Annotated in this window: 9 protein-coding genes and 2 pseudogenes; 2 read left to right on the top strand and 9 right to left on the bottom strand. The window is 59.1% G+C overall.

Annotation, left to right across the window (positions count from 1 at the left end; genetic code table 11):
• On the bottom strand, nucleotides 1-495 hold a 495-nt coding region (locus VNX23_RS27060; protein ID WP_325634632.1), incomplete at its 3' end, for a gluconate 2-dehydrogenase subunit 3 family protein.
• A 129-nt stretch (nucleotides 496-624) separates the two neighbouring features.
• On the opposite strand from VNX23_RS27060, the gene VNX23_RS27055 reads away from it, so the two are divergent.
• Complete coding sequence (locus tag VNX23_RS27055; RefSeq protein WP_325634631.1) at nucleotides 625-993, top strand: hypothetical protein; 369 nt, start codon at nucleotides 625-627, stop codon at nucleotides 991-993.
• A 50-nt stretch (nucleotides 994-1,043) separates the two neighbouring features.
• On the opposite strand, the gene VNX23_RS27050 is transcribed toward VNX23_RS27055, so the two are convergent.
• The 8 genes and pseudogenes from VNX23_RS27050 to VNX23_RS31150 all read right to left on the bottom strand — a co-directional run bounded on the left by VNX23_RS27050 (nucleotide 1,044) and on the right by VNX23_RS31150 (nucleotide 11,296).
• Nucleotides 1,044-1,283: a hypothetical protein gene (locus VNX23_RS27050; protein WP_325634630.1), complete on the bottom strand. Its 240-nt coding sequence runs from the start codon at nucleotides 1,281-1,283 to the stop codon at nucleotides 1,044-1,046.
• A gap of 323 nt (nucleotides 1,284-1,606) precedes the next feature.
• Nucleotides 1,607-4,468 (bottom strand): ATP-binding protein, encoded by a 2,862-nt coding sequence (locus VNX23_RS27045; RefSeq protein WP_325634629.1) that lies wholly within the window; start codon nucleotides 4,466-4,468, stop codon nucleotides 1,607-1,609.
• 238 nt (nucleotides 4,469-4,706) lie between these two features.
• The gene (locus VNX23_RS27040) at nucleotides 4,707-6,311 is read right to left on the bottom strand and encodes a GMC family oxidoreductase (protein WP_325634628.1); all 1,605 of its coding nucleotides are present in this window, start codon (nucleotides 6,309-6,311) and stop codon (nucleotides 4,707-4,709) included.
• Nucleotides 6,312-6,602: 291 nt separating this feature from the next.
• Nucleotides 6,603-7,556: a D-2-hydroxyacid dehydrogenase family protein gene (locus tag VNX23_RS27035; protein ID WP_325634627.1), complete on the bottom strand. Its 954-nt coding sequence runs from the start codon at nucleotides 7,554-7,556 to the stop codon at nucleotides 6,603-6,605.
• A gap of 100 nt (nucleotides 7,557-7,656) precedes the next feature.
• Nucleotides 7,657-7,749: pseudogene (locus tag VNX23_RS31155) on the bottom strand (CbbX protein); the annotation flags it as partial.
• 44 nt (nucleotides 7,750-7,793) lie between these two features.
• Nucleotides 7,794-10,358: a glycosyltransferase gene (locus tag VNX23_RS27030; RefSeq protein WP_325634626.1), complete on the bottom strand. Its 2,565-nt coding sequence runs from the start codon at nucleotides 10,356-10,358 to the stop codon at nucleotides 7,794-7,796.
• Nucleotides 10,359-10,856: 498 nt separating this feature from the next.
• Nucleotides 10,857-11,108, bottom strand: coding sequence for a hypothetical protein (locus VNX23_RS27025; RefSeq protein ID WP_325634625.1), 252 nt, complete (start codon nucleotides 11,106-11,108; stop codon nucleotides 10,857-10,859).
• A complete protein-coding gene (locus tag VNX23_RS31150) occupies nucleotides 11,105-11,296 on the bottom strand; it encodes a hypothetical protein (protein ID WP_414643090.1) in 192 nt (63 codons plus the stop codon). The genes VNX23_RS27025 and VNX23_RS31150 overlap by 4 nt, the downstream gene beginning before the upstream one ends.
• Before the next feature lie 1,496 nt (nucleotides 11,297-12,792).
• Between VNX23_RS31150 and VNX23_RS27020 the strand changes: the two are divergent.
• Nucleotides 12,793-13,026 (top strand): annotated as a pseudogene (locus VNX23_RS27020) (DUF6894 family protein).
• Nucleotides 13,027-13,147: the final 121 nt, after the last annotated feature.

The following is a 13,147-nucleotide window of genomic DNA, read 5'->3' as shown; positions in this document are numbered from 1 at the left end:
GGTTGCGCGGCAATACTTGTCGAGCGCAGCCAGCGCCTCCCGATACCGTAGCGCCGGGGTTAATGGAGACTGATTGCCCTGTTGTGGCGTTCCCTCAGCAAAGGGCCCGCGCATATATAGTTCTTCGGCGGTGCCATACGGCCCCGCAAGTTGTCGGTCGATGAAGACCGCACAGCCCGCATCCTTGCCTCCCGGCGTCTGCGGGTCCGGTGGGATCAATCGGTCGACGAGCGCCTCGACAGCGGCGCCCTCTTCCGCAGTAAAATATGTCCAGGGCCCGGGTCTCACTTCGACAGGTGGAGCGCCCGCATCTTGCTCCCAGGGCAAGCTGCCTTGGACAACGCCTGCTAAGACGGAGTTCGTAGAGAATAACAATGTCGTAGCTGTGGTCAGCATTAGCTCACGTCGGCGAATGCCCGACTGGAAACGCGGCGGATGGGGCATACCGCTCCCGACATCATCGGGTGAACTGAGATGGAGTTTATTGGTAATCATCGGGCTCCTCGATCTCAAAGGAACACCTCCAAGGCACTAAATCTTTATCGGATCGATGGGTTCCTAAAGGTAATCGGAATTTTCAGAAGACTTACGTGAAGCACTAATCTTCCCCGATTGAGGTGATTAATGACCCGCCCTCAAAAATCACCTTCAGTGAACTGCGCGGGCGTGCGATCAACACTGATCGATGGCCGGGTGACGTTTGGCTCTCTGACCTTGAGCCGCATTTCATATGCACCGCTTGCGGCCAGCCCGGTGGCGAGGTCCGGTGGACCACTGATGGTCCTGGTTCGGGTGTTGCCAGGCTCTAGCGTTGACATCGGGAATTCAACTGACAGTTCGGACGGCTTTGTTCCTCGTAAGAATATTGTCGAGGTATTCCGCCGAACAGCGGAAGAGCTTGCATCAGTAATGGCGATGAGCGGAGATGATTCTCTCTCGCATTTTGCACATTTCCACCAACAGACGCTGAGTCGCGACAATTCAACCTCGTAGTTCGTCCACGGCTCTCATCAGATTCTGTTTTGTTTGCGCCTCTTGCGACGTTAGATCCTCGCATTTCGCAATCTCTCGATTTCTTTCGTCGCGGCCTGCTTGGCAATATCGAACGGCTTAAAGTTTGACAACCTCTTCGGCGCCAGCTGACCGACCTCAGCACGCTGCCGTTCAATCTGATCGCGGCCAAGCTTTCCGTCTTGCTCGATTTCAATGCAGCTGCAATCGACGTTTCGCGCAAAGTCGTACAACCGCCAAACTAACGCAGGAGCGCGAAATCGCTTGCTCATCGATGCTACGAACTAGCGGCGGTACGACATTTGGTACGACATGGGTCTCGGCGACCCGGCTTAAGTGCTGATGGTGCTTCGCTTTTCGGTATGTCCCGGTCCCATCCATCATGGGCGCCACGGAAAACAGCCAATCCGTTGATTCTATGTAATTTTTATTCATTTTCAGCGCTCCCATTGTCGCGCCAATGGGAGGCGTACTGCAACAGCAAACCGAAGCTCCTCAGGCTCGGACATCCGGCACCCGACCCAGAATCGCATAGCTCGTCGATATTTGCACAAAACCTGGCGGCTCTTACTCTCGCCACGCTCGCCCGACCTTTTCATCGGGCGAACTCGCCGAGCAAGCTCCGCGCAGCAAGAAGATCAACAGTTTTAAAGCCTTCGGTGAACTTGCTGTAAACTCCTTCCAGCTGCTCTATGGCCTCCCTTTGACGGCCCTGATTGGCCTTCAATCGGGCAAGATTCATCACCGCCCGCAGCTCCCACGCGAGCGCGCCTTGCTTGTTCGCCAGCGCCGCCGATTGCAAAAAGAGAGTGGCTGCCGCGTCGCGGTTGTGACCGGCCGATAGCGCCAGCAATCCCTTCACCCGCAGGACCTCGGCCGTACACCAATGTTCCGGGTTGAGATCCCTGCTGGCGAGCTGCTCCATCAGGGACGCAGCGTCAGCGTGGCGATCCGCCGCGATCGCGGACTCACTGAGGTGAGCCAGAATGAGCGGAACGAACACTTCATATCGCATTTCCGCCAACAGCCGCAGCCCCTCGGTCGCGAGCGGAATCGCCGTATCGAACTGATTTCGCCTCGTCTGACACAGGGCCAGAAAGCAATTACCAACCCCTACCTGGGGTTTTATCGAATGGGTTCTGGCGTGCTCGATCAGTTCGACAATATCATGCTCGACGGCATCGATGTCGGTATCGGACAAGTACCTGTGGAAGCTGGCCCATGTCATCGCCACGCTGAGCGGCATTGCGAATTGGAGTGGCCTTGCCGCCTCAAGCACGCGCAATCCCAACAACTCGGCCTGCTCGGGAAATCCCTGCATCCACAGCGTACTTGCGAGATTGCCGAGCGTGTCAACGCGGCGGTCGTAGCCGATCGCATTGACCTGCGCGAGCCGCGCCTTCTCCGTGTCGACATCCAGCGAGCGCTGGAGATGCGTCCGCGCCTCGGCAAGCCTGCCGAGATGATGCAGAGAGTGGCCCAGCATCCATTCCGCCAGAGCGGTCGGACCGGGATCAGACAGCTTCCTCGCATCTTCGGCACAACGTTGAGCAAGTTCGAGTGCCTCATCATAACGGGTACGGATACTCCCTCCCCAGGACGATACGTAGCGCAGTATCAATTGCCCCTGCGTTTCGCGAACGGTTTTTTGCAGCGTCCTGGTCCAAGCGACCATCGCCTCCACCGAGAAGCTAGTCGTGAACAACTGGGAGCTCGCAAGCGCCAGGCGGATCACGGTATGCTGCTCTGTCGCTTTGCTATCCTCGCGGTCTGGCGCAAGCGCGGCGGCCCTGATCGTCCATTCACGGCATTCGGCAAACAAAGCTTTGCTCAGCCAGATCGGGCTCGCATAGCTCGTCAGGTCGACGCCGATGGCTGGATCGCCGTCGGGTCCGAACGCCCAATGCAGCGCGGCGCGGATGTCGTCGAGATGTGTGACCAAAGCGCGCTGCTCATGTGTCGGCAAATCCGCCACATTCCCCGTCGTCTGCAACAATCCGCAATAATATCCCGCGTGCGCGCGGCGGGATTGGTCGCGCTCTCCGGCATCGACCAATTTCAGCGCGGCATAGGTGCGCGTCGTGTCAAGCAGCCGATAGCGCGCGATCGATCCCGTGGTGTCGGCTGAGGCAAGCGATTTCATCAGGAGTCCGCCGACCGCGTCGAACACCTCTTCCGCGCCGACCCCCGGACCTCCGGCGACCTGCTGCGCGGCTTCGAGCGTGAAGCCTGTGACGAATACGGATAGACGCCGTAGAACCGTGCGCTCGACCTCCGACAACAGGTTGTAGCTCCAGTCGAGCGTCGCGCGCAGTGTCTGATGACGAGGCGGAGCAGTCCGGCGTCCAGGCCAGCGCAAGGCAAATTCGCTGTCAAGCAGCCTTGCAATCTCTTGCAGGCCATAAGCTTCGACACGCCCCGCCGCCAACTCGATGGCGAGCGCGTTGCCGCCGAGCTTGCAACAGATGTTGCTGGCGATCCTGACGTCCTGATCAGCAAGATTGATCTGCCCGCCGCTCGTCGTCGCGCGTTGCAAGAAGAGCTTTACGGCCGGGAAGCCGAGCAACTCGGCGGGCGTCAGGCTGGAGCCATCAGGCGGAATTTCGAGGGGAGAAAGCCGGTAGACGTTTTCGCCGCCGACGCGCAGGATTTCCCGGCTGGTCACCAGCAGATGTAGCTGCGGCAGTTCGGCAAAAAGCCTCTCCGCCAGAGCCGCGGCCTCCGAAATTAGATGTTCGGAGCCGTCTAGAATCAGCAGAACGGGTTTCCCGCGCAAATGGCCGATCAATCCCGGAATCGGGTCGCCGGACTGAACCGGAAGGCCGAACGCGGAGACGACGGCCGGTGCCAACAGGCGCGGATCGCTAACCGGGCTCAGTTCCACAAAGCAGACGGCGCCAAAAAATTCCGGCAGCAATGTATGCGCGACGGAGAGTGCTACCGTCGTCTTGCCCAACCCGCCTGGTCCGACGATGGTCACGAATCGCTCGATCGTCAGCTTGTGACAGATTCTGCCAACGATCTCGTCGCGCCCAACCATTTGCACGAGCAGCGGTGGCAAAGGGTAGTGAGCTTCAGGAAAATCATCGGCAGTCGGCAAACCCACGGCGTCCCGTGACGTCGTTGCGACGAAGCAATAACCGCGGCCCGGCACATTCGTGAGATAGCGCTCGCCGGCTTCGCCGGTGTCGAGGGCCTTGCGCAAAGCCGTGACATGAACCCGAAGGGTGACCTCTTCGACGAAAAGCCCGGGCCAAACCTTGGCGATTAGCTCCCTCTGGCCGACCACTTCACCCGCATGCTGAACCAGAACGAGCAGGATATCGAACGCACGGCTGCCAAGCTTGACCGTCTCATCGGCTTTCTTGAGAACGCGCTCTGAGGGAAACAACCGAAATGGCCCAAAGGAGATGACCTCCTGGGTGCGCGGCCCGCTCGTTGGAATAGCAGTTCGCAAGGCAATTCTTCTTTGAATTCGTTGCCGCCAGCGCCAGTCGACTGATGTAAGCTACCGCGCTTCGAACGGTCAAGCCAACTCTGGCCGGCGGTGTTCGGTGCCGTAAGCGATTGAACTTTTGCAGTATTTGGCCCTGCACCCGAGGTACGATGCAAAAAGCCCGCATCGCGCGGATACGTACAACCGCGCGCGGCCCGCCCAAGGCGGACGGCAGTTCCTCGCGAAAATCGAGGCGCGGCTACGCCGCCTTGATCAAGTCCGCGGCCTTCTCGGCAATCATGATGGTCGGCGCATTGGTGTTGCCGCCGACCAGCGTCGGCATGACCGAGGCATCGACGATCCGAAGTCCTTGCAATCCGCGCACGCGCAGCCTGGGGTCCACTACGGCCGTGTCATCCAGACCCATTTTGCATGTGCCCACAGGGTGATAGATCGTATCGGCCTTGTTGCGGATGTGGTTTATCAGCGCCTCGTCAGAGGTGATCCCGGCGGCGAAGAGATTCTTATCGCGGTATTTCGTTAATGCCGGCGCCTGCAGGATCTGCTGCACGAGCTTGACGCCCTTGAGCATGATCTCAGCGTCGCGCGGGTCGGACAGAAAGCGCGGATCAATGCGCGGCGGCGCCAGGGGATCCTTGCTGGTCAAACCGACCTCACCGCGCGAAAAGGGCCTCAGTTGGCAAACGCGGCAGGAGAAGCCATAGCCAAAATGCGACTTGCGCATATGGTCATCGAGTATGGCGATGATGAAATGCAACTGAAGATCGGGGCGATCGAGTTCGGGATCTGATCTCAGGAAGGCTCCGCCTTCCGATCCGGGCGACGAGAAAAGGCCGGTTCCATCCTTGCGCCATTGAAACATGCTGCGAACCAACTTGACCACGCCACTCGGAGTGATACCGAACAGGTCGGTCTCTTTCGATGAGTAGCATGTGATGCAATCGAGATGATCTTGCAGGTTCTTGCCGACCCCCTTGAGCTCGTGCACGACGCTGATTCCGTGTCGCCTGATTTCATCCGCCGGACCGACACCGGAGAGCAGCAGAAGCTGCGGCGAGCCGAATGTCCCGCCGCAAAGGATCACCTCACGCGAGGCCTCGGCGGCCTCTTCGCGCCGGTCGCGGCGGTAGCGCAAGCCGGTCGCGCGCTTGCCGTCGAACACGATCCCGGTCACCTGCGCGTTCGTAATGACTATGAGGTTCGGCCGGTTCATCACGGGATGCAGATAGGCGGCTGCCGTCGAGCAGCGTTCGCCGTTCCTGTCGCCGCCCCAGAACTGGGTGACCTGATAAAGACCAGCCCCCTCCTGTTCCGGTCCATTGAAATCGTTGTTGCGACGGATCTGGTTTTCGGCGCAAGCTTCGACAAAAGCTGACGCAATCGGCCGGGGGCTGCGCTGGTTGGCGACGCGCAGCGGGCCGTCACCGCCGTGAAAATCATCGGCGCCGCGCTCGTTACCTTCCGCACGCTTGAAATAAGGCAGGACCTCCTGCCACGACCAGCCCTCGCATCCAAGCGCCGCCCAGTCGTCATAGTCGGTGTGATGGCCGCGGATATAGATCATGCCGTTGATCGCGCTCGATCCGCCGAGCGCCTTGCCGCGCGGCTGATAGCCTCGGCGTCCGTTGAGCCCAGGCTGCGGGACCGTCTCGAAGGCCCAATTGTTGATTTTGGGCTTGCCCGGCAGCATTGCCGCCACGCCGATCGGCGCCCTGACGACAACACTCCTGCCCTCACCGCCGGCCTCGATCAGGCAGACGGTGGTCTTGTGATCTTCCGAAAGGCGAGCCGCGAGCGTCGCGCCGGCGGAGCCGCCGCCTGCGAGGACATAATCGTATGCCATGCGAGGTTTCCTTTCCTGTCAGATGTTATTTCTATGGCCGGCTCAGCCGGTCGACAACGTCCAGCAGGCCCGCCGTCCGCAAACGCGGTGCTATAGATGCAGGTCAATGCTTTCTTGGCCCGTAGCAACTGCGTGGTCAAGACGTTGAGGTCCGTGATCCAACCGACGCCGCTGCGGTATGATGCAAGCGCCGCATCGAACGTGGTTTGGTCTTCCGTCCGCTATGCTTTCGAAATGGGGGCACGAAACGGCTCTTGCTGTTCGGCTCGGAGGTGTATTCATCGCAGTCGGCTACGAGGATGTCGCGTTGACCTCAAGCCACTTTGTGATGTTCGCGGCGGCATCGCCGTAGAAAATCCGGTAAAGGTCCTCGGTGACATAGCCGATGTGAGGCGTCGCGAGTATGCTCTTCAGCTTCCGAAAAGGGTGATCGGCAGGCAACGGTTCAGTATCGAACACATCGACCGCTGCGCCGGCGATCTTACGCGCATGCAGCACCTGGATCAGGGCCGCCTCATCGACGATCGGGCCCCGCGACGTGTTGACGAACCTCGCAGTCGGCTTCATCAGGGCAAACTCCGGCGTCCCGACCAGGCCTTTTGTGCGGCCGCTCAGCACGAGGTGGACCGTAACAACGTCCGCCTCGCGAAACAGTGTTTGCTTGTCGACGAGAATGGCACCGGCAGCACTTGCCTTTTCCTCAGTAAGGTTCTGGCTCCATGCGATCACCCTCATGCCAAAGGCCAAACCGATGCGAGCGACCTCTTTTCCGATGTTGCCTAACCCGAGAACCCCAAGGGTCTTGCCCCGCAGATTTGCACCTAGCCCGGTCTGCCAGCCGCCTGCTTTCAACGAGGCGGTCTCCCGGTCGATGCCTCGCATGCTCGCCAGGATCAGCGACCAAGCGAATTCGATCGTCGGAGTGGCATCGTAGCCTGTCGCGGTGACAACAATGCCAAGGTCTGTCGCGGCCCGAGTATCGATGGACGCGTTTCGCGGTCCTGTCGAAGCAATCAACCTCAGGTTCGGCAACTGCTGCAGGACCTCCCTCGTAAGCGGCGTGCGTTCCCGCATCACGCACACCACATCGAACGGCCGCAACCGCTCCACTACTGCCGAGGGGTCAGCAACATGGTCATTGAAGGTAGTGATTTCAGCATGGTTCCGTACGCCAGACCAGTCGGCGAGCTGCAGCGCGACGTTCTGGTAATCGTCGAGAATAGCAACCTTCATCGGGTCCTCCATAAGTGTTCGGCGCCAATGAACACGGCGAGAGCTTCTGCCGCGACTTTGAGGACGTTCTCTATCGCCATATGACCGGCCGACTTAATCTTAACCGGCCGGTCGCCAAACCGGCAACGATGTCTAAATTATCCTCGCGTTGCGATTCCATGATCTGCAGAAGACTCTTGATGACTTCTCCGTAGTCGCGTTCGCTCTAAGGTCCATAGGGCGCTTGGCCTCGGGCGCAACTACCGTAATCTAGGTTGAAAGAGCCGCTGGCGCAGGAGCCTTTGGTAGTTCCCGACCGCTGAAACGCTCGAGCCAGACCAGTGCCACGGTCGACAGAAATGGCAGGCTTTGAATGAGCAGGACCGCGGCGAACAGGTCGGTCTCGAGATAGCGATAGAAATTGGTCGCATAGATGATGGCGCTGCCGGCGAGCAGAAGCGAGCCGAGGAGTGCTTCGGGCATCGCTGCGAAGGTCGCGCGAACGATGGCGCCGTTGCCCTTCCTGGTGCGATGAAAATCGCTTTGTCCCGCCGGAAGCGCGGCCTCGAGAGCCGCCCTCGCGACTGTCCACTGAACCGACATGAACATGATCATGGCGCCGAGCATTTGCCGATATGGAATGGCGACCCGCAAGCTGTACGAGCAGGCAAAGTGTCCAACCGATACGAGAAATGCGGCCAGTATCGGCAGCGTCAGCAGCGCATCCGGAATCGCGACGACCTGAAAGGCGACAAAGGGCACCCAGATCAGATTGAGGATCGCGGCGGCGACCGCGATGATTTCGGCTCCGAACCATGACAGCCAGCCGAAGATGAATTCGCGTTTCTGGTTGCGATCGAGCCGGTTCGTGCCTGGCAGGAATTGCCGCCAGTGCTTCTTGACGATCTGCACCGCCCCTGCCGCCCAGCGCGACCGCTGGGTTCTGAAGGCCAGATAGTCCTGCGGCAGCAGTCCCCAGCCATAGCGGCGGGTGGTGTAATGGGCGCGCCATCCCAGTTCCATGATCGACAGGCCGAGGTCGCTGTCCTCACAGATCGTGTCGCTCGACCAGCCGCCGGCAGCCTCGAGAGCTGTACGACGGATCAGGCACATCGTGCCGTGGATGATGATGGCGTTGGCCTCGTTGCGCTCGACCATGCCGACATCGAAAAAGCCGGCATATTCGGCGTTCATGGCGCTGTGAATAAAGCTGCGGTTGCCGTCGCGATGATCCTGCGGCGCCTGAACGAGCCCGACTTTCGGATCGACAAATGCAGGGGTCAGATCTCTGAGCCAATTGCGATCGACCACATAGTCGGCGTCGATGACACCGATGATTTCGGCATCCTCGGCTGTCTCGGCCAGGGCAAGCCGGAGCGCGGCAGCCTTGAATCCCACGAGGTTTTCGACGCGGATGAACTTGAAGCGCGGGCCAAGCTCATCGCACCTCGCCTTGATCGGTTCCCAGAAAGCGGGATCGGGGGTGTTGTTGATGACAACCACGCACTCGAAATTCGGGTAATCGAGCCGCGCTGCTGAATCGATGGTCTGCAGCAGCATTTCCGGCGGCTCCCGGTAAGCCGGAATATGGATCGAAACCTTCGGCACGTGCCCACGCGGCACCGGCGGGGTCACCTTCAACAGCCGCGTCGGCCCACGGCCGAACGACACTTTCGCCATTTCATTGACCCGCGAACGCACGACCGGCGCAAGCAAGGCCAGAAGGGGAAGCGCGATGGCGAACGAAACCGTTTCGCCCACCAGCAGGTAGTGCGAATGCCAGTACACGAACAGGTCCGCACACCAGTGCCCGCATAGATGGTCTATGCCGGAGAGCAGTGCTGCCTGGCGGATGGTCGCGCCGGGCAGTGCCAGAACGGTAAGCGACAGCAGCAGGCCGGTCATCACCGCCACCAGCGCTGTCTTCCAGTAGTTGGCGTCATTGATCGGCCCTGCCCAGGGAAATTTCGGCCGCAGCGAGGCGTCGAAAATGCCCCAGTACGGACCGACATTGCCTTCAAACAACTTCTCGGGCTGGTCGATCGCTTCGACGATGTTGTAGTCGATAGCCTTCGCGTCGGCGCGCGCCACGAAGTTCCGCAAAATCACGGCCTGGCTGATCGGATCGGCGACCGCCCGTTCAAAATTGTGGCCCTCGCTCGGCCAGCCGAATTCACCGATGACGATCTTCTTGTTCGGGTAAGCGGTGAGCAATCTGTCATAGAGATCGAACGATTCGTCGACAGCGAGTTCATTGGGTATGCCTCCCCAATAGGGAAGGATATGGGCGAATACCTGGTCGACGGCATCGACCAGTTCCGGATGGTCGAGGAAGCATTTCCAGTGATCTGCGGTCGCTACCGGTACCAAGCTTTCGCGCCTTACGCGCTGGATGATCTTGATAAGACTGGCCGCGGTTTGCTCGCGGCGGAACAGCGTCTCGTTGCCGACGATCAGCCGAGTCACATTTGGATAGCGGCGGGCAAGCTCGAGGGCGGTTGAAATCTCGCGCTCGTTTCGAGCATCGTCCTTGTCGATCCATATGCCGAGCGAGACCGTGAGCCCCAACTCGGCAGCAATCGGCGGGACGAGTTCAAGACCTTGGGTCGAAGAATAGGTACGAACCGCCCTGGCCTGCGCCGCAATTGCGGTGAGATCGGCGCGGATCCGTGTCTGCGATATCTCTGAATTGCCTGAGGCAAACCGGTTGTATGAAACGCTCGGCAATCGCTGTTCCACCGAAGGCGCGGTGGTGTGAGGATTTTTAATCGCCCAGAACGCGAAATGCAGGGCTGCGGTCAGGCAGACTACCACTCCGAAGGCAGCGAGAGACATGGCACGGCGTTGACCGCTTGCTGTATTGATCTTCAGCCCATATGGAACATCGTCCACTCTTTTCATTTTCGTGCTGCCCTCTTGCGAGCGACGGCCTGCAAGGTGGTCCTCGCATCAAACCGGCGGCGCTTATCCGCGCTCGACCGATCCGGCTCGGTCGAGCGCGCGAGGTCAATCCGGGTAGCACCAGAGTATGTCACATGATTTGGTGCCGACTGGCTTGGACGCGGCATCAAAGACATCGCGATACTGCTGATTTAGATGTGCAGAAGCTCGCGCTGCCTTTCCGCCACTGTGCGGGGCTGCAGCTGCCACTTGGGCTGTTAAAGCGGAAACGACCAGCAAACCCAGAACGCTCAAACCTCTCTTTCGCATTTCAGTCTCCTTTGGGGCTGTCTTGAGTTCCAACTCTGCTTTCACCCTCCGACCCGACCAGCTCAACAAACCGACCTCGCCAACTATTCGCTGCGGGGGTCGACGCTGAGCTGGAGGCGGTCTTTATCCCGGTTCACCAGTGAACCTTTCGCCGACGGCCCGATTGACCGCTGCCCTGGCATCCCGTTTGCCGATCACGCAGCGCCACGCTGCCAAACGCTCGGCCGGATGCTCTTTCATCCACTCGGCGAGTTGCGGCGCGCCCATCAGGCAGGACTGCACAGAGACATCGGCAAAGTCCGAGGTGGTGACGATCTGCTCGCGGCAATCAGCGGGGGTCGAGAGACTGCAGAGCACAGCGATGATCTTGATCATGGTAGAAGCTCCCCGCCGCCGGGATAGGCGTTGGCTTCCTTGGCAGAATGCCCTGCCGGCACCCTGTCCGGCTGGACGCGGTTCCGCCCATCCGGCGGGAAGATACCGTCGTATATCGCGCGAGCCTCTCGAATTAGGCGGGCTCGCTCGCGCTCAGACTTCGAGACAAATCGAACAATTTCACCCATGTTTGGCTCCAAACAGCAGCTAGATAGCGCGCTTCCCTATTGAATGACGATAATCATGCCATCATCGACCTATGATATCAGCTCCAACTTTGAAGCTATGCAGGCGGTAACGAAGCTATAAAAAGTTCGTGACTGGAGCATTTCCGCAAGACGGGTTTTGAACCCTCGACCGATCATGGCCAATCGTATTCCGCCCTGGCAGCCGAGCGAGCCAACGCTTTGGCCGTATCATCGTAAGAAGCTTTCTCGGCCCGCCGCTGGTAGTCGTCAGCAAGGTTCTTCAGCTGATGCGCGACAGCTCGGTCGGCCATGGTTTGGGCTGCGCGGAGCAAAGTCTGTGCAGTTTCCAGATATTCCCTGCCTCGTCGTGAGATCTGTAAAGTCATAATGCCCTCGCGTGGTTCTCTGGCAGTGGGTCAATGGCGAGTTGGTGCCAACCCACCCAATTGCATTCACTTTCCCGGCGCGCTCTGAAGCGCTCGACGCACTTCTTGGAACAAAACGGAGTTCGCCACGAGTAGTAGTGGACTAGACCAAACCTGCCGTCACAGACCGTGCATTGCGTTGCTCTGCGGTTTCCAAAACCTTCGGAGCTGTTCGGCATGGTTATCTCCTCTCGGGTTTAAATCTTCGCCTCGTACCGGATGACCCTCTGCTCTTTTCAACGCTTAAAGATTAAGCCAATCGCGACCAGCAGCCCATTGGACGCAAGTAAAATTGGATATCCAATGGGATGGATGGAACTAAACGAAGGTTTAGGGTACTCGCCTCTGAAGGTTGGCAACTTCCTCGACGCTTTTTTACGTCTTACGATCGGCGACCACTCAGCGGCATCATTGGCCTGAGCCGGCGGCCGCCTGTTGAGAGGTTCTCTGAAGGTTTTGCCGCAGGTTCGTTCAACTCCCGATAAGTCCATTCGAGAGAACTGCCCTGCCAAGCGATAAGAAGCTCGCAGCATCTATCAGCAACAAGCGGAGCTGCAATGATGAAGCGAGTGACTGCACTGACAGTCTCGGCCCTGATCAACGTCTCTGCGCTTTCGGCGGTAGCGTCGCAGTGCACCTCACCTGACGAAATCGCCGCCTCTCGCTCGCGCTGGGCGACCGTGCGAAGCCAATCCTTCAAAGCTCCCGACAATGACGCGAAATGCCGCGCATACGCCGCTTCGTTTTACGAGTCCGTGACGTTACGTCAGTCTGCCGCGAAATGTCCCGCTGATGCCGACCACGATCGAAAGCTTGCCGTGCTCGACTCAGAGGTCGAAGCATTCAACGACCTGTTGGCGAGGAGGTGCGGCACTTGAAGCAGGACTCCAGGCACCAAATCGCAATTGAAATTTGTTAGGACAGGCAGACGATCTTTCTGGCTCCCGTAACCCGCTGGGTCTGGTTACAGGTGTTCGCAGCGTCATCGCTCGTTAGTGGTGTCCACCAACTCAAGGACAGACATGAGAGCTCGCCAAGGTTTCAATCCTTAGGACATTTGGAACTCGAGGCATGACTCAGATTTATTTTCACTGCTCCAACTCACGAGAGGTTTTGGTCGATCGATACGGCGCGGCTATCGACGACCTGGCTGAAGCATGAGACCATGCGGCATGCGTCGTGCGGTCACTAATTTCGGCACGTAGCGCGGAGGACTGGCGCAGCTGGGTCCTGCACGTAATTGATGACCTTGGAGATGAATTGTTTGTCGTTCCCTTTGCGTTCGTGCTGGGCAAGGTTCACTGAGGTTCGCCTGTTGGCTGTTCACTCGGTTCTGATGTCTTCGACGAAGCCTGGGCGAAGCCGCACCAGGGATAAGACCTGGCTGGAAAAAGGCCGGTGACTAATGTCACCGGCCATAGCGACC

The organism is Bradyrhizobium sp., assembly GCF_035570375.1.
In the GTDB taxonomy this organism is placed as follows: Bacteria; Pseudomonadota; Alphaproteobacteria; order Rhizobiales; family Xanthobacteraceae; genus Bradyrhizobium.
This window is presented reverse-complemented; position numbering and strand designations above follow the sequence as displayed.

Coding starts and splice junctions, on each gene's coding strand:
- VNX23_RS27040 (WP_325634628.1), bottom strand. CDS start 6,311: ATGGCATACGATTATGTCCTCGCAGGCGGCGGCTCCGCCGGCGCGACG.
- VNX23_RS27035 (WP_325634627.1), bottom strand. CDS start 7,556: ATGGAGGACCCGATGAAGGTTGCTATTCTCGACGATTACCAGAACGTC.
- VNX23_RS27030 (WP_325634626.1), bottom strand. CDS start 10,358: ATGTCTCTCGCTGCCTTCGGAGTGGTAGTCTGCCTGACCGCAGCCCTG.
- VNX23_RS31150 (WP_414643090.1), bottom strand. CDS start 11,296: ATGGGTGAAATTGTTCGATTTGTCTCGAAGTCTGAGCGCGAGCGAGCC.
- VNX23_RS27055 (WP_325634631.1), top strand. CDS start 625: ATGACCCGCCCTCAAAAATCACCTTCAGTGAACTGCGCGGGCGTGCGA.
- VNX23_RS27050 (WP_325634630.1), bottom strand. CDS start 1,283: ATGAGCAAGCGATTTCGCGCTCCTGCGTTAGTTTGGCGGTTGTACGAC.
- VNX23_RS27025 (WP_325634625.1), bottom strand. CDS start 11,108: ATGATCAAGATCATCGCTGTGCTCTGCAGTCTCTCGACCCCCGCTGAT.